The organism is Paenibacillus sp. YIM B09110, from assembly GCF_037167145.1.
GTDB lineage: Bacteria > Bacillota > Bacilli > Paenibacillales > Paenibacillaceae > Pristimantibacillus.
Genome location: NZ_JBANSP010000016.1, coordinates 30,169 through 49,431 on the forward strand (window position 1 = coordinate 30,169; position 19,263 = coordinate 49,431).

12 protein-coding genes are annotated in these 19,263 nt (G+C 44.4%); 1 reads left to right on the forward strand and 11 read right to left on the reverse strand.

Annotated elements, in window-relative coordinates:
- Positions 1 to 154 precede the first annotated feature (154 nt).
- The 7 genes from V8F51_RS21275 to V8F51_RS21305 all read right to left on the reverse strand — a co-directional run bounded on the left by V8F51_RS21275 (position 155) and on the right by V8F51_RS21305 (position 12,356).
- Complete coding sequence (locus tag V8F51_RS21275) at positions 155 to 2,626, reverse strand: glycoside hydrolase family 3 N-terminal domain-containing protein (protein ID WP_337102492.1); 2,472 nt, start codon at positions 2,624 to 2,626, stop codon at positions 155 to 157.
- Between the two features lie 54 nt (positions 2,627 to 2,680).
- A complete protein-coding gene (locus V8F51_RS21280) occupies positions 2,681 to 5,200 on the reverse strand; it encodes a glycoside hydrolase family 3 N-terminal domain-containing protein (protein ID WP_337102493.1) in 2,520 nt (839 codons plus the stop codon).
- A gap of 253 nt (positions 5,201 to 5,453) precedes the next feature.
- Positions 5,454 to 7,013, reverse strand: a complete 1,560-nt coding sequence (locus V8F51_RS21285) for an ABC transporter substrate-binding protein (RefSeq protein WP_337102494.1) — start codon at positions 7,011 to 7,013, stop codon at positions 5,454 to 5,456.
- Positions 7,014 to 7,060: 47 nt separating this feature from the next.
- A complete protein-coding gene (locus V8F51_RS21290; RefSeq protein ID WP_337102495.1) occupies positions 7,061 to 7,957 on the reverse strand; it encodes a carbohydrate ABC transporter permease in 897 nt (298 codons plus the stop codon).
- A gap of 15 nt (positions 7,958 to 7,972) precedes the next feature.
- Positions 7,973 to 8,893, reverse strand: a complete 921-nt coding sequence (locus V8F51_RS21295) for an ABC transporter permease (RefSeq protein WP_442956468.1) — start codon at positions 8,891 to 8,893, stop codon at positions 7,973 to 7,975.
- Positions 8,894 to 9,109: 216 nt separating this feature from the next.
- Positions 9,110 to 11,518 carry a hypothetical protein gene (locus V8F51_RS21300; RefSeq protein WP_337102497.1) on the reverse strand — a complete coding sequence of 803 codons (2,409 nt, stop codon included), beginning with the start codon at positions 11,516 to 11,518 and terminating at the stop codon, positions 9,110 to 9,112.
- Between the two features lie 40 nt (positions 11,519 to 11,558).
- Positions 11,559 to 12,356, reverse strand: coding sequence for an SDR family NAD(P)-dependent oxidoreductase (locus V8F51_RS21305; RefSeq protein ID WP_337102611.1), 798 nt, complete (start codon positions 12,354 to 12,356; stop codon positions 11,559 to 11,561).
- Positions 12,357 to 12,693: 337 nt separating this feature from the next.
- Here V8F51_RS21305 and V8F51_RS21310 point away from each other — a divergent pair, with 337 nt between their 5' ends.
- Positions 12,694 to 13,944 carry a helix-turn-helix domain-containing protein gene (locus tag V8F51_RS21310; protein WP_337102499.1) on the forward strand — a complete coding sequence of 417 codons (1,251 nt, stop codon included), beginning with the start codon at positions 12,694 to 12,696 and terminating at the stop codon, positions 13,942 to 13,944.
- On the opposite strand, the gene V8F51_RS21315 is transcribed toward V8F51_RS21310, so the two are convergent.
- From V8F51_RS21315 to V8F51_RS21330, 4 genes are all read right to left on the reverse strand, one after another.
- Positions 13,941 to 14,831, reverse strand: a complete 891-nt coding sequence (locus V8F51_RS21315; protein WP_337102501.1) for a carbohydrate ABC transporter permease — start codon at positions 14,829 to 14,831, stop codon at positions 13,941 to 13,943. The genes V8F51_RS21310 and V8F51_RS21315 overlap by 4 nt on opposite strands.
- Positions 14,832 to 14,845: 14 nt before the next feature.
- Positions 14,846 to 15,775 carry an ABC transporter permease gene (locus tag V8F51_RS21320; protein WP_337102503.1) on the reverse strand — a complete coding sequence of 310 codons (930 nt, stop codon included), beginning with the start codon at positions 15,773 to 15,775 and terminating at the stop codon, positions 14,846 to 14,848.
- 114 nt (positions 15,776 to 15,889) lie between these two features.
- Positions 15,890 to 17,401, reverse strand: coding sequence for an ABC transporter substrate-binding protein (locus V8F51_RS21325; protein ID WP_337102504.1), 1,512 nt, complete (start codon positions 17,399 to 17,401; stop codon positions 15,890 to 15,892).
- Positions 17,402 to 17,662: 261 nt separating this feature from the next.
- A complete protein-coding gene (locus tag V8F51_RS21330) occupies positions 17,663 to 19,246 on the reverse strand; it encodes a response regulator transcription factor (protein ID WP_337102505.1) in 1,584 nt (527 codons plus the stop codon).
- Positions 19,247 to 19,263: the final 17 nt, after the last annotated feature.

The window sequence follows — 19,263 nt, forward strand, 5'->3', positions numbered from 1 at the left end:
CAAGTGATACTCACCCACATTCCCAAAGAATTCCCTCGATGATCTTTTTTATTCCATAAGCAAAACGGTCGGACATGAGATCATTCCCTCATGACCATCCACTCTTCTTCTATGCTCCACATAAGCGGCGTTGTCTTGTCTACGGGTGTTATTATTATTCTGTAATCGATACTTTCGACGAAAATATCTTTCGTTCAACCATCAGTTTCTCACCTGTAATTTCAAAAGCTCCTTTTAACCGTATATCTTGAGACGAAGCGCCGATAAATACGTCCATCTTCCCCGGTTCCACTACTTGATCCATATTTAGATCATGAAACGCCAGTTGCTTCATATTCACCTTGAATGCAACGTTTTTTGTTTCGTTAACATCCAAATGAACCCGGGCAAATCCAACCAGTTGCTTTACAGGTCTTGCAACACTGCTTACTCTATCCCGGATATAAACCTGTACAACCTCGTCCCCGGCAACCATTCCCGTATTTCTCAGTCTAAATTCAAGGTTTAATTCCCCATCTGGTTGAACCTCATTGTCGTAATTAAAGTTGCCATATTCAAATTCCGTATAACTTAATCCATGGCCAAATGGAAATAACGGTTCATTTTTGTTGATATCGATGTAACTTGCCCATTCATTAATATCCGCAAAGAGCGGGAGTCTGCTGTTGTACATGGGGATCTGACTTGCTTCTTTGAGAATAGTTGTCGGTAGCTTTCCGCTGGGATTTGTCTTCCCAGTAAGAATATTAGCGATCGCATACGCCCCGGACTGTGCTGGAAGCCAGGCATACAAGACTGCTTTGCTTTTTTCGCTAATCATAGGCGTAGCTAACGGCCGGCCATCGATGATAATCGAGATAACAGGTTTATTTAGCTTGAATATTTCATCCATCAATTCCAATTGTGATTGTTGTAGACCAATGTTGTGGTTATCTTTGTTCTCGCCGCAAGTCGCTTCAGGATCGATCATGCTTTCTTTTCCGCCTAATACAGCGATGACGATGTCCGCCTGTTTCACCACTGCTTTTACGGCTTCAATCCCGCCGTCGATGGCCTTCGAGATATTGCAGCCTTTGGCGTGCAGGACATGATCCTTGCCAAGCTTTTCTTCCAGAGCATCTTTGACCGATTTACAATCGGGGTAAAACATTTGCACAAATTGTTCACCTGTCTTGTACACTCTTTTCGAGGAGGCATCGGAAGCCAAATTCTCTCTGAGCATATTCATGATGATTTCTTTTTGCTCAGGAGTTGGCTGGTCCTCGAATTCGATACCCACAGATTTTAATGACTCTTTATTGTCGGTAATGGTCCCTGTGTAAATCATTCTTAGGAAACTGTCTTCCTCGGATTTGTCGAAATCGCTGCTTCTTGTGTTAGCGGATCCAACTGACGAATATCCTCCGAAGAAATTGGTCGTGGTGTCAGAGTTAGGGCCGATTAACGCTATTTTCAAATTCTTTTTTAATGGCAAAATCGCATCTTCGTTTTTCACCAACACCATTGATTTTTCGGCAATTTCTTGTGATAAAGCAGCATTCTCCGGTTTACGGATTTCGTATGCAAAATCGCCGTCTTCATACGGATTCTCGAAAAGTCCTAACGTGAGCTTAGTCTCAAGCACCCGTCTTACCGAGGTATCGATATCTGCCTCATGAATGTCTCCCGATTCAACTGCTTCTACCAAGTGCTGGTAGCACTGGTTGCCAGGCTGTTCGACATCCATGCCCGCTTTGAGCGCTAGAATGGCTGCCTCTTTGTGATCTTCTGCCACTTTATACCGCTTAGGTGCATGAGTGATACTGCCGTAATCAGCGACAACCAGCCCGTCGAATCCTAACTTGTTTCTTAGAATGTCGGTAAGCAGCCACTTTGACGTAGACACAGCCTGGTCGTTTAGAATTCCATAACTGTTCATAATCGCTTTCACGTTCGCCTCATGAATAGCCGCTTCAAAGGGGAAGCAAAAGGTATCCAACAGTTTTCTTTCCGCGATTTGCTGTTCTCCGCCGCCTCTTCCACCCTCCGCATTTCCATAACCGACAAAATGTTTGGCTGTCGCCATGACTTCATCCTTGCCTTGTATGCCTTTGACAAAAGATACACCTATTTGCGCAACTAAATAGGGATCTTCCCCATAGGTCTCGCCGAATCTTCCGAATCTTGGATCACGCGCTAAATCGAAAAGAGGGGAATGTACGGCCTTGAATCCGTATGCCATGAGCTGCTCTTTGACGACCTCCCCCATTTGTTGCGCCAAAGCCGGCTCCCAGGTAGCAGCAAGATTTAAAGACTGCGGAAAGGTAGTGGCACCGGGGATCTGCGCACCTCCTATACCTTCGCTGTGAAACAGTCCTGGGATACCTAATCTCGTTTCCTCTACAAGATATTTTTGTATGTTTTTGACCGTTTCCTTATCCTTTTTATTGTCGCCGGTCAGCGAATCATTTAGATAACTAATGGTTCCGATTCCGTCTTTTAATTTTTCATATCGGGTATCATATACGCTTTCTCCACCGTATGAGTTCGCACAAGTTAATTGAGCTACTTTTTCAATTACTGTCATTCTTCCGATTAAATCCTCGACTCTATCCTGAATTGAATACTTTGCGTCCTTATAGATCATTGTTCTTCCTCCTATTTATGATCATTAAACATCGATAAACAATATGAATTTCGTTTAAGGCAGAAGCTCGAATGACGCTTCTCGCACGTCGCGGGAATTGGACCCGATGTAAACAATGAAATCACCAGGTTCAGCTTCATATTGCCGATCTGCATTCCAATAAGTGAGCTCGGATTCCGTAATGTTGAAGCTGATTTCTGTTGCTTCACCTGCGGCTAAAGTTACTTTTTTGAATCCCTTAAGTTCTTTCACCGGACGGACCGCACTGCCGTAAATATCCTGAATATAGAGCTGTACCGTTTCTTCTCCCTTTTCAGTCCCTGTATTCGTTACCACCACGCTGGCGATTATCGTATCCAAAGCCTTCATTCGGGTGTGTGATAATTGAATATCCGAATACGCGAAGCTCGTATAGCTCAGTCCGTAACCGAAAGGATATAAGGGCTCATTGGAACCATCGATATACCTCGAAAAAAACTTCAGATGTTTGTTGCTTTCCGTTACAGGTCTCCCTGTTTTAAAGTGATTATAATAGACCGGCACTTGTCCGATATGAGCTGGGAAACTCATGGTCAGCTTACCCGACGGATTATAAAGACCGAAGAGCACTTCGGCTATGGCATGTCCGGCTTGAGATCCTAGGAACCATGTCTCTACTATTGCATCAACATGGCGCTCGAACCAATCCAACACAAGCGGCCGGCCATTGGTAAGAACAAGAACCGTTGGCTTCCCAACCTTGACAACAGCTTCCGCCAGTTCCTGCTGAACCTTCGGCAACATAATATCCATGCGGGATGCTGCCTCGCCAGACATCTCGCTGCTCTCCCCGAGCGCAAGGATAACTATGTCCGCCTGTTCTGCCGCCAAGACTGCACGCACCAAACCGCCCTCAATTTCAGCTTCAACCTTGCATCCTTCTTCAAGTATCAAGCGCTCTGCATGTACCCCTTGCTCCTCAAGTCCTTGTCGCAGCGTAATGGTTTCATTGGCGTAGCGAGACCACTGCCAAGGTCCAAGCAAATCTTTGTTATCACCGAACGGCCCGATGACTGCTATCTTCTTTTCCTTGCTTGCCATCGGAAGGACGCCGTTATTCTTCAGCATGACAATAGATTTACGAGCCAGATTTCGGCTTGCCTCCACGTGACTCTCATGGAAATGATATTCCTTTTCCTTCTCTGGCCGTACATAACGGAATGGGTCGTCCATAATGCCGATCTTATACTTGTAGGTCAGGATGCGCCGTACCGCTTCATTCAGTTGATCTTCCGCAACGAGACCTTCTTCCATTAATTCATGCAGCAGATCGTAGGAACGGGTCACCATTTCAATGTCCAGCGTTGCATCAAGAGCTTTTCTTGCTGCTTCTTTGCTGTCTTTTGCATACCCGTGGGCTACGATTTCATCGATGGAACCGTAGTCGGAAATTAAAATTCCGTTAAAACCTAACTCTCCTCTCAGTAAATCGTTAAGGAGATAGCGGCTTCCTGCCACTGGAACTCCTTGGTAAGTATTAAAAGCATTCATTACAGACCCGGCGCCGGCTTCGATTCCCGTTTGGAATGGAGGCAAGTAAACATTCCGCAAGGTGCCTTCCGAAATATCAACCGTATTGTAATCGCGTCCAGCCTCGGCAGCACCGTATGCGATGAAGTGTTTTAGACAAGCGATGAGCGTATCTCTATCGAATAAATCGTTCCCTTGATATCCCTCTACTTGAGCTCTCGCGACTAAACTTCCCAGGTAGGGATCCTCGCCAGCGCCTTCCACAACGCGGCCCCATCGCGGGTCCCTCGTTACATCGACCATTGGGCCGTGGTTATACGTAATTCCACTGGCAGTCGCCTCTTTTGCGGAAATTGCGCAAGCTTCTTTGATAGCTTCCAGATCCCAACTACAGGACCAGGCAAGAGGCACGGGAAAAATAGTCTGAAACCCATGTATAATATCAAAGTTAAACAGCAATGGAATACCGTGCGGAGATTGCTCCACTGCGATTTTTTGCAATTCGAACACACGGTAGCTGTTTACGGCCGCAAGTACCGAACCCACACGCCCCTCTTTAATCAATTTCTCCGGCGTTTCGGATTCAACATCTGTTCCAAGGGAAATGTTGGTAGACATACACTGACTCATTTGCCCGATTTTATCGGTTATGGACATCTTACTGAGTAGAGCTTCTACCGCTAAGCGTATTTCTTCACTATTCCTTTGCTTCACTTCATGTTTCCGATAAGGGGAAACCTCGGAAATCAGTATATCTTCGAGCGTCGGGCCAGAGCCTTTCGCCCCCTTCACCAGAAACTCATCCTGATAAGGCAACTTGATCTTTCCTTCAAATTCCTGCTCTTCAAAGGTCAATTCCATTTCAAATTGTTCATCCGGGACAAACGGCGATGTGCCCTTTGCCCAAAGAACATTTGCTTCAACAGTTAATGTGTCAATGCTGATCGGGAATGGATATGGCTCCAGAATCACGGATAACGTATAAGATTCTTTTTCCTCAATGATAAACTGCATTTTAATACTGGATTGTTGTGTTTGATGTAGAAAGTACCATGTGCCGATCATATGTTATCAACTCGCTCTTCTTGTTTTTTAAATATCTCTAACCACGCCCGTGGTTAATATCTCGACTCTCTATAGAATAGACTTACTCGTGTCTTCATCTCTGCTTTCCCAACGACATTTCATTGTTCATCCTCCGACTTTTGTCAAACAAACCGGTCACGTTTTAGCATGAGAGAGACCCGCAGCGTTCAACCGCTGCGGGTCCTTTCCTTACGCGTTTGTCAGGCTAGACAACCGAGCAACAGTTCTTTATTTATGGATTATTTGCCTTGTAAGCATCGATCTGCGCCTGCAGGTCCTGCAGAGCTTTGTCCAAACCGGCTTTCTTTGCTGCTGATTCAAATTTTGTATATGCTGTTTCGTAATCGACTAGTCCAACGCTTGCCGGATCCATATACTGTTGGGCGAGATTTTGAATCGCCGCATTTTCGTTCTTCACATTCGCGTCACTGTAAACAAAATTCCCGCCATATGGGTATTCGTGTACTTCACTTCGAAAACCCTTCAATGTATTGACAATTTCGTCTGGAGATTCGACGCTCCATCTTTCGTTCGGTCCGCGCCACCCCCAAGGATCGTTCGCACCAGGAGGATATTTAGGAGAATCTGCAAGCGCTTTGAATCGGTCGTCACCGACAGGTTCCCAATGTTTGCCCTCGATTCCGTACCAGGTCAAATCTGAGTAAGCCTTATTCCACTTCAACAGGTCAAGGAACATGAGCGCACGCTCGGGATTTTTTGATCGTGCGTTGATGGCGACAGCATTTTGCATATAACTGGAAGGAGGGACATTTATGCTCGGAATATATATTTCAGTCTTCCATTCTGGATGATCTTTTTCAACTTGTACGGCTATGTTTGAAATCTGATCCAATGACGAGAGTGCCACCGCAGATTTCCCTATCTGAAACAACTCAAATGATTTTTCTTTTTGCGACAATGCATTTTTCGAGAGAACTCCGGCATTCTGCCAGCGGAACATCGTGTTAGCAAAGCTTTTATATTGTTCACTTTGGAAATATAACAAAGCTTGCATTCCTTCTTTGCTAAATATGTTCCAACCTATAGCTTTGTTTGATGCTATTGTTCCAGAGGTATATGCTTGCGGATTCGGGTCGAATTGCCACTTGAAGTACTCTTCCGTTGGATTATGATAAGCAAACGGGGTAATCCCTTGATCATTCTTGGCAATCGCCGTTAAATAGGCATCTAACCCAGCCATGTCTTTAACCGGCGGCACATTATATTGTTCCCTTAAATCTCCGCGCAGCAAGAATCCTGGCGCCCCACTCTCTTGAACCGCCTGCGGCACAGCGTAGACTTTACCGTTAATTTCGGCTTGCTCCCAAGCGTCTTTCGGCGTTTTCTCCCAAGTAATCGGCGCATTCTTGGACAGAAGGTCCTCTGTCAGCTCCAGAAACCCGTTCTTACCGGCATAACCTTGATAATCAGTCCAAGTTGAGGCGTAGATCAGATCAAAATCCTCTCCAGCGGAGAAAAGAAGAGGGTATTTCTGCTGCCACTCGCCCCATGTTAGATTGGTCACTTCGATGTTGGCATTGATATCTGTCTTCGCCATTTTGCTTAATTCTTCGTAGACAAGATCAGCATCAGCAGGCTTGTCCCCAAGTAGAATCATCTTAAGCGTGACTTCTTCTAAGGCAGTGCTATCCCCCTTATCTGGTTGATTCCCGTTCTCAGAAGAACTGTTTGTCTCGGAATTTCCATTGTTCCCGCTGCATGCCGACAAGGCAAACGCGCAGACCATTACAACTGACAGTGCGATAAACCACTTGTTCCTTTTGTTTTTCATTTTGACCCTCCCGAATAGTATTTTATGTTAAACCGGTATTACCGGATTTAACCTTTAACAGCTCCTAAAGTCAGTCCTTTCACAAAAAACCGCTGTATGAACGGATACAAAAAGAGGATTGGGCCTATGGCGATCACGGTGACCGCCATTTTAAGCGAGTTTTGCGGCATATTGCTCAAGTCGACGGATGCTGCACCATTGGATAGCGCCAAAATTCTTCGCAGTTCGTCGGAGTTCGAGACCAGATTATAGAGAAGCAGTTGCAGCGGTCGCAAGTTCTCTTCCGAGATAAACAGCATGGATAGGTACCAATCGTTCCAATATTGTAAGGCAACGAAGAGCGTAACCGTCGCAAGCACCGGCTTGCTTACGGGGAGCATAATGGAATTGAATATACGAAACTCATTCGCCCCATCTATGAATGCGGATTCGCTTAGCGCGTCCGGCACCCCCCGCATGAACGCTTTCAGAACAATGATGTAGAAGACATTGAACAACGCGGGCAGAATAAGTACAAGTAAAGTGTCTTTCAAATTCAAGTATTTTATGATCAGGATGTACCAAGGCACGAGACCCGCATTGAACAGCGTGGTGAAGAAGAAATAGAAAGCCAAACCGTTTGCTATGCGGAACGTGCGCTTATGGATGACATAAGCCGTCATAGCCATCAAGTATACGCTCGCCAAGGTACCGATTACGGTAACCAGTATCGTAACGCCATAAGCTCTTAGAATGGTCATCGGGTTCTCAAGGGCAACCTCGTAAGCTTTGAATGTTAAGGAAGCCGGGATTAAAGTATATCCGTTCCGTACAATCTCCTGCTCACTGGTCAAAGACGAAGACAGGACCATTAGAAATGGTACGACGCACAGAATAGCAAAGACTCCAAGCAATAGATAAGATACGATATTGAAAACCACGATGTCCGTAGTTGTTTTTCTCAATCTGGCCCCTCCTTTCTAGAACAGTGAGTAATCTTTGTTGTATTTTTTGACCATAAAATTCGCAATAAGGATTGTAACGAAGCACAGTACCGATTGATAGAAGCCGGCAGCTGCCGCCATACCTTCCTCCCTTGTTGTCAGCAAAGAACGGAAGACGAATGTATCGATAACATCGGTCTTGTCGTACAGCACACCATTGTTTTGGACAAGCTGGTAGAACAAGCCGAAATCACCACGGAAAATGTTTCCGATCGCGAGGAGCACCAAGATGACAATGGTTGGGATAAGAAATGGCAGAGTCAGATGCCATATCCGGCGGAAAATGTTCGCACCATCAATTTGTGCGGCTTCGTATATCTCGGGATCCACGCTCATGATGGCAGCCAAATAGTAAATCATTCCGTAACCTATCGACTTCCACGCACTGACAAGAATAATCAGGAACGGCCAATATCCTGGGGAATTGTATATGTCGATTGGGTCGGAACCGCTCGACTGCAAGAAACCGTTAATAATCCCCGAGTCAAAATCAGCAAATCCGTAGACCAATAACCCCACGGTTACCCAGGATACGAAATACGGCAGGAACAGCATCGATTGCGTAATCTTACGGAACCACTTACCCGTCATTTCCACGAGTGCTATTGCAAGCACGATCTCTAGAATGTTGTTAACGATGATAAAGGCGATGTTGTACAAGAACGTATTGGTTGTTACAAGTAATGCCTTGCCTGAAATGAAGAAAAATCGAAAATTGTCGAATCCCGCCCAAGGGCTTCCAAAAATACCCTCTTGGTAGTTATATTGCTTGAAGGCAATAACCAATCCGGCAATGGGCACATAGTTGAAGATCAAAAAGAAGATGACTGCTGGCAGCGCCATTATCAGTAAAAGCCTGTTCTTTATCAGATGCCGGAGCAACGATTCGCGTTTCACTGTTGAACCCTCCTGTTCTCTTTGCACTTATCACGAAAGCGTTAACGTTATTATGACGGACTACCAACTCATCTTGAACCCGACAGAATTGTAATCTTGCCAACAATATTGTTCAGTCGGCAGTCAAAAAAAGACGCGACCACTGTGAGAGGTCGCGTCTTTTGAATGCTTGCTGAGAGGGAAGTTCGCAGTTCTACGATCAGCCCTATTCCTGCCTTACTTCAATTCCAGCAGGAAGTGGATAGCAGGAATTGTACCATCCAAACTGAAGATTACGCCGCCATGAATAGGAGTACCTTCGATTTGGGCGACTGGCGCGCCCACTGTGTCCAATGCGGTAAGCGTTGCGAACTTGTCGCGCACGAACAGGCTGCCTTCGGCGGTGTCCGCGTACAACTTACCTTGAAGATCGACAGTCGTAATAAATCCATCATTTGTAAAAATAGTTTCGTCCATACCAGTGTGGCCAATTACCGTCAGAAGAAAAGTTTCTGCGTGATCAATAGGAGCGCCTTTCACAGGTAGTAAAGCTGCCGAGATACGATCGTTACTAAGGTTCAATGTAATATCTTTCGTCAACGTGATACCACCTGCCGGGTTGCCGCTAAAGTAGGCGCATCCTTCGGTGCGAACACGGAAAGTTCCTGCAGTCGGATCGAAGGCTATCTCTCCTGTATCGGAAACGAGAGCATTGCCGACAAGGCCGCGGTCTTCAGGCAGGAGTCCCCATCGCTTGAACGCGGCATCCAAGTTGGCAGCAAAAGCGGTGTAATTACCTTCCCCAGCTAACGATGCTATGTCATTAAACACTAGCGTCTTGTCTCCCAATTTCGCGCCTTTCAGTTCTTCATCGGTCTGCTCCTCAAGTCTCTCCAATCGTCCTTCACCGCTTGCGTGTCTCATGGCGTCACGATAAGGCGACCAAGAATAATAAACGGCGTGTTGAGCCTGAGATAGATCACCGTTGTTCACGAAGCCCGCAGTAACTGCTACATCAGCATTACCGGTATAGGCATCCCCTTGATCCAAGAATACGTTGCGCATACTCGTGATGTAAGGCAGGAAGGTATTCGGCATACTAAAGGAATTCGGTAAAGTCTTAAGATCGTTTTTCGTGAAGACCAGATCCACCTGATTCTCGGCAGGGCGTACCAGACTTCCAAGGAATAATGCAGCCATAAAACCGAATTGACAGATTAGAGATGGGTCGTTGTAAAAGTCAAAAATATCTTCAATGACGTCGTCAGGCTGATCGTTCCAACTTTCTGAGGTATGGAAGCAATAGAGCATGAGGCCATCCCAATCGTTCAGACAAGCGTAAGACGCCATGGAAACAAACGACGTGGAGTGGAACGGATTGACCCCATATTCATTCCATTCGCTCAGAATGAACGGCTTTCCGGCAACTACTGCCGTGGTTGCCATTTGCAGCATTTCGGTACGGAGGAATATGCCATCTTTGTGTACATCCAGCGGGTTGGACGTTACAGCTTCCCTCATCCCAGGAACAATCAGCTTTTCCTGATGGAATGGCGGCATTGGATGGTTGAAGTACGTATTATTCTCCATAATGTCGGCGTCCGCGTGGGAGTAAACATCCGCAGAACCATTTATGAGGTTGCTTGTGCTAATAGGTACTTTAGCGCCCAACGAACGAACATGATCGATCATCGTTCCGTAATAACGCCGGTTGATCTGGATGCCGAACTCCATGAAATCGGCATAGCGAGCTGGACTTACACCGCCTGTCCATTCCCCCATCGGATTATTGGGAACCTGATAGAAACTGCCCTCTGGAAAAAACACCGTGCCCGCCTCTGGATCTTCTTCTTTACCAAGAGCACACTCACCGTTAAACGTCCAAGCTGCAGCTAGATTTTTCCTCGTATCATACTTGGCAAGCAGGAATCGGTTAAAGCGGCGCTGCAGTTCCTGCCGGTACGGCACAATGCCTTTCTCATCCTTAATGTCCTCTGTACCGCGGAAGATGGAATCCTCATTATTGATTTGAATGGTCATGACCGCAGGATCGTCAATTAAGGCCAACCCGGTGTAGGGATTGACGTGACAAAGGAGTTTCGTTGCATATTCCTTCTGAAGTTGAATCAGCCTTTCGTTAACATGGGTGAAGCTTTTGAAGAAGAAAGGCGACGCATCGGGATAGTCCAGATTATCCCCATCTTGGAAGACACGAGCCACAAGTAGATCTATTTGCAGATAAATCCCTTTTTCCTTGAGCTTCGCAACCAAATAATCAAAGCGATCAAGCCCCTTCTCATGGAACAATCGGCTCGAACCGCTGTTATAATCGATCAATGGATTTTCGAGGCTTGAGCTCCAACCGGAAGGACCGAGAGGCGCGTCGGCTGCATGTAGGCGGATGACATTGACACCTAGAGACGCAAATCGCTCAGCTAGAAGCTCCGCTGTGCGGTGGTCAGGCGTGTTCGCCCTTGTAGGAAGGTTGAATCCTATGAACTTCGCGCGAGTACCATCCGCAAAGTACAAATGACCGTCTCTAACCTCTGTGAACCCATGTTTGCCCGCAGGCGCGTCTAACAAATAAGAAAAATCCAGTGCTCCAGTGTTCGGTGCGACTTTATCGATTTTGATTCTCTGTTTCATATATAATCCTCCATTTTTGTATGAGATAATGATCAGCGCCTTAGAGTGTCAGGCCGCCGTCCACCGCAATGATCGAACCTGTCATGTAGCTGGACTTATCAGACGCCAAGAACACAACCGTTTCCGCGATCTCGGAAGGTTCGGCAAAGCGCCCGATCCGCATATTCGGAAACTCTTCTGGGGTATAACCCGATTCCTGCATCATCATAGGAACGGCCTGCGTGAGTGCCGTATCTACGCCACCCGGGCAGATGGCGTTCACGCGGATTCCCTTGCGCACGTATTCAATTGCCGCTGCCTTCGTCAGACCAATGACGGCGTGCTTGCTCGCCGTATAAGCAGACATACTATGCTCAGCGCGAATCCCTGCGGTGGATGCCGTATTAATGATAGAACCGAACCCCTGAGCGTTCATTATCTTTAGCACTTTATTCATGCCTAAGAAAACACCTCGTACGTTTACGTTCATAATACGATCGAACTCCACTGCATCGAGGTTCTCGATCAACGAAAACTTTTGCAAAATACCGGCATTGTTGAAAAAGACATCAATCCGGCCGTAGGTGTCAATAGTAGCCTTCGTGTACCGTTCAACATCCTCTTCCTTGGAAACATCGGCTTGAATAAAAAGTCCTTCTCCGCCTTGCGTACGAATCAAATTAACAGTCTCTTCACCCGTTATTGTGTTAAAATCGACAGCAACAATCTTGAATCCAGCTTGAGAGAGTTTAAGAGAGGCAGCACGCCCGATGCCGCCACCGGCACCAGTCACGACTGCCACCGAATCATTCGTCGGGAGTGGTTTTTGCTGGCTATCATTTTGCTCATTCTGTTGCATACTCGACGGCTCACCCGTGGAAATGATCGATAAATCCGATACGATTGCGGACAGGAGCTCCTTGGAGATATTCGCTTGAGGGAAAGCAGCCAACTGTTTTAAGGGAAAGCCCTTCCCCATGCTTGCCATCGGATTCGTCGAGATGCCTGGTAAATGCTTTTCCAAAATTTTTGCGGTTGTCTCGTTGGAAATAAGTTCACCTAAAGTTGAGTTTTCTGTAAATGCCATTTTTATCTCCTCCATTCTAGTATGATTCTAATTTTAGTACTCTTCTCTCTTTCGTTATGGTACGATTCTTATTAAAAGAGTATGGGATTATGATGAGGTGCTACTATTAATGAGATCAGCCGACCGTGAAGAGTATCTTCGTACTTCGTGCAAATTGCTTCAAGAAAGCATTCAATTACCCGTTTGCTACGCTTTGATGCATAGTGACCATATTCATGCGTTTACCGTAGAGGAAATACTGAGCAATCCATTTTTTGCTAACAAACCGGAACTTATTCGCTTTTTGATGCAGCAAGTTCAGCATTATAACGTTCCAAATATTCACACAACCAATTTCGGGGAATCTTTTATCATCTTGCCTTTGATTCAAGATGGGGTCTTGGAAGCAACCATATTTATAGGGCCGGCTATAACAATTCGGATGAATGACGAAATCATATTTAATAAGTTAAGCGAGCTTAATATTAAAGCGACAGAGGAATGGACCTCTTACTTGAAGCAATTGCCGCTCCTATCGTCAAAACGGCTTTATCATATCGGTATTTTGGCCAATCACCTCTTAAACGGAGTCATTCTTGATGTGACTGACATTATCGAAACTCATTATCGATTCGGGCAACCCGTCATATCAAAAAAGGAAGCCGACATTGTCATTTCTGACCGCCGAGAGTCTTTGGAGTTTCGAGGTCTGTTTGAGATAGAAAAGCAATTACTAAGTTCTATCCGGAATGGGGACAAAACAGCCTTTTACAATATGACGCTTTCAACAAACTATGACGGTCCAGGTATCCTGTCTAACTACAACAAGTTGCGTAATATTAAGAATCTAGGCATATATGTGACTGCATTAGCAGCCCGAGCCAGTATAGAAGGCGGTCTATACCCAGAAATCGCTTATACCCTCAGTGATCTACATATTCAAAACATTGAGGAACTACGCGACTATCACGCTGTTGTAAACGCAATCGGCGAGGCTCTGATTGACTTTGTTGACCGAGTGTCTAGGAGCAAAAGAAAACATCTTTCCAAATCTATTGCCACTTGTCAGGAGTACATTTTCAACCATTTGTACGAAAATACTCCATTGTCTATTCTGGCGGACATAGCTGGTTTACAGGAAAACTATTTATCACAGTTGTTTAAGAAAGAAACGGGAGTCACCATAACCCAGTTCATCCAACAGGAAAAAGTGGAAGAGGCAAAGAAACTGTTGGAACTAACCTCCGAACCTGTTACTGCAGTTGCCGCCAAGCTAAATTTTTTTGATCAGAACCATTTCATCAAAATATTCAAACGATATACCGGATTAACGCCTAAGAAATACCGGGACAAGAACAAGTTTGACGTTACGCATGATTAGCCCTTTACCGCGCCGATGGCCAGACCTTTTACGAAGTACTTCTGAAAGAAAGGGTACGCGATCATGATTGGGGCGATGCTGATCACGGCAATAACCATGCGGAAGGCCTCAGTCGGAATCTGATTCATTGCCTCTCCGGCCAAAGAGCTCACATTACTGTTGCTAGACAGAAATTGAATGTTGCTCATTAGTTGATTCATCACGTTTTGCAAGCTGTATAATTTAGGATTCGTAATGTAAATCAAGCCATTGAACCAGTCGTTCCAATACATGAGCCCTTGCAATAAGCCGACCACCGCTAAAATCGGCAAGGAGAGCGGCAACACGATTTTACGATAGATCGTAAACTCATTAGCACCGTCTATACTTGCAGATTCGATAACCGAAGGCGGCACCGTCGTCATGAAGAAGCCTCTCATCAACAGAACACTAAAGCCATTCATTAATAGGCCCGGCACAAGTAAAGCCGCCAGCGTATTTTTGATATCAAACAACTGGGTATAGATGATATAAGTCGGTGTTAACCCACCGTTAAACAATAAGGTGAAAAACAAAAGAAAGGCCACGAACATTCCACCAGGCAAATCCCTGCGCGATAGCGGATAAGCTAGCATCGACGTAATAATTAAACTGGCTGCTGTTCCGAACACAGTGACTAATATTGTGATTCCATATGCATTAAAGATTAATGACGATTGCTCCCAGATATATTCATAAGCAGTAAAGCTTATATCCTTCGGGAAAAAAGAATAACCGTCTCGGATAATGGATTGCTCATCGGTTATAGACGATATGACAAGAAGTACGAATGGAATTAAACAGGAAATTGATATCAATAGTAATATAATGTGTGAACCCCATTGCCAATAACGATCTTCACGTTGCACCGTTTTCCCTCCTTTTAGAATAATGCATCTTCTCGGCTGATCTTTCGAACGACATAATTCGAAAGGATAACTAGAACGAAACCTACAACGGATTGATACAACCCAGCAGCAGCCGACATTCCGATATCACCGAGCTGCATGAGTGCCCGGAACACGTACGTATCAATGACATTCGTTGTACTGAATAGGGCCCCCGAGTTCATTGGTACTTGGTAAAACAAACCGAAGTCTGAGTAGAAAATACGTCCTATCGCTAGAAGCGTCATCATAACAAGAATCGGAGTTATCATTGGGATCGTGATCCTTCGTATTTGTTGCCACTTACTCGCCCCATCGAGCATTGCTGCTTCATAGTATTCTTTATCGATGCTAATAATGGCTGCCAAATAAACAACGCAGGAGAATCCTAGACCTTTCCATACATTCACGATGACTAAAATATACGGCCAGTACTTTGGCTCGTTGTACCATGATATGGGATCGATTCCCAGTCCCGGTAGTATCGTGTTATTCAAGTATCCAACATTGACGCTTAATATCGAATACACCAAGTAACTTACCAATACCATGGAAATCAGATAAGGGATTAGCAAAACACTTTGATAAAACTTAACGGCAATCTTATTCTTGATTTCGTTTAATAGAATAGCCGTTCCAACGCCTACGATTAAACCAATCACAATAAAAGCTAGATTATACAGAATCGTGTTGCGAGTAATCACATATGCGTCTGACGACTGAAATAAAAATTTAAAGTTTTGCAAACCGTTCCAATCGCTGCCCCATATTCCTTTTGCAAAATTGATGTCTTTAAACGCAATGGTGACACCAAACATAGGCAGATAGTTATTGATGAGAAGATAAGCAATCCCTGGCAGCATCATAAGATAGAGAGGACTGTACTTCCATAGTTGCTTCCTCGTATTTATTAATCTAGTATTCATCGATCTAATCGCACTCCCTTCAACGTAAACTTTTATATCAATTAGTCTTTAACATGGTTAGGATGTAGAAACGGTCATGCAGCCGCATGACCGTTCCTAGATTTAAGAAACTCGTTATTGATTCACTTTTGCCCATTCGTCGAGTTGTTTTTGCTTTTCTGCAATCACCTTGTCGATACCCGCTGTTTTCAAGTTTTCTATAAACTTCGGCAAGATTTTATCTGGATCGACGCTCCCTGTTTCGAGGGGAATACGATATTGAGTAATCACATTTCCGATGGCAGCAACCTCCGTCTTAACCGAGGTCGGGTCGAATGAAAAGCCTAATGCCTTCGATTTAATTGCGGTTTCATTAAACTGTTTGACTTTTTCCCATAATTCCGGATCCGTTCCTTCCCAGACAAAGGAAATGAATTGATTTCCGAATAGCCATCCCATGTTCAAGTAATATCCCGAACTCTGAGCATCCACTCCTTCGGGGAAATCAATGACATTCTCCGACTTAATTTCATAATGCTTTCCTTCAATACCCCAAATTAATAGGTCTACAATCTCTTTATCGCTATACATCAGATTAAGAAATTCCATCGCTTTCTCCGGAGCTTTTGAATTTACAGCGATTCCCCACATCGTATTCGTAATTTGAGATGTTGTGGATACAGGAGGTTCTGAGAATGCTATCGTTTTCAAAGACACATCGCCATTGACTGTTTCAGCCAACGCTGCAGGATGCGCACTCGTTAATAGGGCGAAGCCCCTGTTGGATTTCACCAGATCGAGCGGATTGGTTTGATTAGTCGATGCATCCTTAAGAATCAAACCTTCTTCATACCACTTTCTGACCATCTGAATCCGCCCAGCGTATTCTTCTGACTCGTAAAGATTTACTGCTTGCAAATTATTATCAAACTCAGGTAGAACACCAAGCGTATTATCAAGTCTGTCATAGGTTAAATAGTTATCAAGGATAGATGCTCCTATAGTCGACGGAATTAAAGGAGCCATATCTGGTTCGCCGGCTTTAACCGTCCTTAATACATCCTCCAGATCTTCAAGTGATTTAATATTGTCCGTATTAATCTGGTACTTCTCAACAAGATCCTTCCGCATTGTAACTCCATTAACTGATGCCATTTCATGCAGAGTCGGCACACCATAAATTGTACCCTTAATTTTGGCTGCACCTAAGGTAGTCGGATCCAAAGCCGCAATAATTCCTTGTCCATGTTTCTCAAGCAGTTCATCTAGAGGTATCAATTGACCTTGAGACACCGCTTGGTTATACGTATAAATAGTTGGCATCAGGTCAAGCTTTTCACCACTTGAAAACATCAAATTTGTTTGCTGCGTCCAATTGGCAAAACTAATAGGCACTAATTTAACCTTAACATTAATTTTTTCCAGTGCGATTTCATTTACCGCATCTTCAACCGCTTGCATATCTTTCGGTTGTGCAGCGAATATCGGGAATGCAACCGTTAATTCTGTTGGTTTTTCGGAAGGTTTTGTAGATTGATTGGTTTCCTCCGTCACTCCATTACTACTGTTATTATTACCACTACAAGCAGCCAAAAGCATCATGGAACCAATGACCAACACGCTCAACAACTTCAATCTTATCTTCATCGTTCTCCCCCATTATTTAAATATTTTCCACTCACGAATCAACAAAGTTTCAAGTAGTGGATAGTTATAGTTTAATTCGAAGCACGTGTCGGCACTGCTCTTCGAACGACATTCGATTATTCAATTAACGACATCGCGTCATGTTTGCATATGAAGGAATCTTATTTTTCGAATTTATCCTTTTATCGTCCCCAAAAATCCTGAATAAAAAAAGGCGCTCCTGCAGGAGCACCACAATCATTAAACCGGTTTTCCGATACGCTATTTATGTCGATTCAACTGCCGATACTCATTTGGATTCATCGTTGTATGCTTCTTGAATGTTCGAGAAAAGTGGGAGAAATTCGCGTATCCAATATGGGATGCTACGGCGCTAATCGGCATATCGGACTTAGCTAGTAGTTCCTGCGCAAGCTGCATCCTTTCTTGAAACAGATAATCCCACATGGCCATCCCCGTTTCTTTTTTGAAAATTCGGGTCAAATGGTCTGGATTAAGAAATACGTGATTTGCAATTTCTTCTCGGGACAGATCCTCCGAAATACGAAGTTTAATCAATTCTTTTACTTTATCCACTACGCTTTGGGACTGCTGTAGGGTAAGGACATATTCCTTCGCTTTAGTTACGATATGTCTCATCCACTCCATCAAGTAAGTCACCGAACGGATTGCATTCGCATCTATTTCTTTAGAGTGAGGATCGCCAAAAAGTTGGTGAGCATGGATGCCTTTTGTCTGCAGGACATAATGCATCATTTGTTGAAAATCTTGATAAAATCGATTCAACGTATCCGCATTTAACTTTTCCTTTTCTATCCTCTCCAGATATTGTTTGGCTTCAGTCCATACTTCATCAAATTTATCTTCCTTTAACATGACGGACCACAACTGCATGTCAGCGGATTGCGAATGGGAGGAGTGGACTTGGGGTCTTGACAACAAGAGCACACTGTTGTTAAATGCAACATTGTTTCTTTCCATTTCGTAGAGCTTGGTTACCATCTCCAGCATTTCATGACCATGGACCTTCTCTCCAACATAGCAGGAAATATCGCAGTAAAAATAATGACTGCATGCATCAATATAACGCTGACATGCTGCTTCCAACTCAGAAGATGGGGCATTATTGCCCTGAACAGCTAATATGGCAAGCATTCTTCTGTTGTTCAACGTAATAAGTAGTCGATCTTGCCGAGATTCAAAGAGCACTTCCTCGGCCGAATTTTTGAGTCCATACTCTAATATTTTTTCGTCTCGAAGATTTACTGGCTTGTGCCATCTCTGCAGACTGATAAGAACGGGTATAAAAACCATTTCATCGAAATAAGGGATATTCCTGTCTGCCGCGGCGCGGCTAATCGCTTTTGCGTTTGAAAGAATGCTTTGATTTAGTATATCCTGCCAGAAACGTTCGATAATCATAGGTTGATTTTGAATCCAAAACTGACTGTATTGAACAATTTCTGATTCTTTATGGATTGTTGCTTTCGCTTTTTCAATTACTTTTTCAAGTTCTCTAAACGGCACTGGCTTCAAAATATAATCCAGGCTTCCTAGCTGAAGCGCCTGCTTGGCGTATTTAAAATCTGCATGGCAAGTTAAAAAGATCGTTTTCGTTTCCGGATATCGCTCTTTTACCCACTCTGCCAATTCTAATCCAGTTGCTTGCGGCATTTCGATGTCGCAAAGCATAATGTCTATACGCTCTTGTTCAAAATGTTGCTTCGCGCTTCTTACCGTATAGGCTTTAAATACCGTCGTTATCCCCAGTTTGTCCCAATCCACGCCTGAGTATATGCCCTCAACTGTATGAACTTCATCATCAACTATTAATATTTGATACATGCATCGATCCACCTTCC

Coding starts and splice junctions, on each gene's coding strand:
- V8F51_RS21275 (WP_337102492.1), bottom strand. CDS start 2,626: ATGATCTATAAGGACGCAAAGTATTCAATTCAGGATAGAGTCGAGGAT.
- V8F51_RS21280 (WP_337102493.1), bottom strand. CDS start 5,200: ATGATCGGCACATGGTACTTTCTACATCAAACACAACAATCCAGTATT.
- V8F51_RS21285 (WP_337102494.1), bottom strand. CDS start 7,013: ATGAAAAACAAAAGGAACAAGTGGTTTATCGCACTGTCAGTTGTAATG.
- V8F51_RS21300 (WP_337102497.1), bottom strand. CDS start 11,518: ATGAAACAGAGAATCAAAATCGATAAAGTCGCACCGAACACTGGAGCA.
- V8F51_RS21305 (WP_337102611.1), bottom strand. CDS start 12,356: ATGCAACAGAATGAGCAAAATGATAGCCAGCAAAAACCACTCCCGACG.
- V8F51_RS21310 (WP_337102499.1), top strand. CDS start 12,694: ATGAGATCAGCCGACCGTGAAGAGTATCTTCGTACTTCGTGCAAATTG.
- V8F51_RS21320 (WP_337102503.1), bottom strand. CDS start 15,775: ATGAATACTAGATTAATAAATACGAGGAAGCAACTATGGAAGTACAGT.
- V8F51_RS21325 (WP_337102504.1), bottom strand. CDS start 17,401: ATGAAGATAAGATTGAAGTTGTTGAGCGTGTTGGTCATTGGTTCCATG.
- V8F51_RS21330 (WP_337102505.1), bottom strand. CDS start 19,246: ATGTATCAAATATTAATAGTTGATGATGAAGTTCATACAGTTGAGGGC.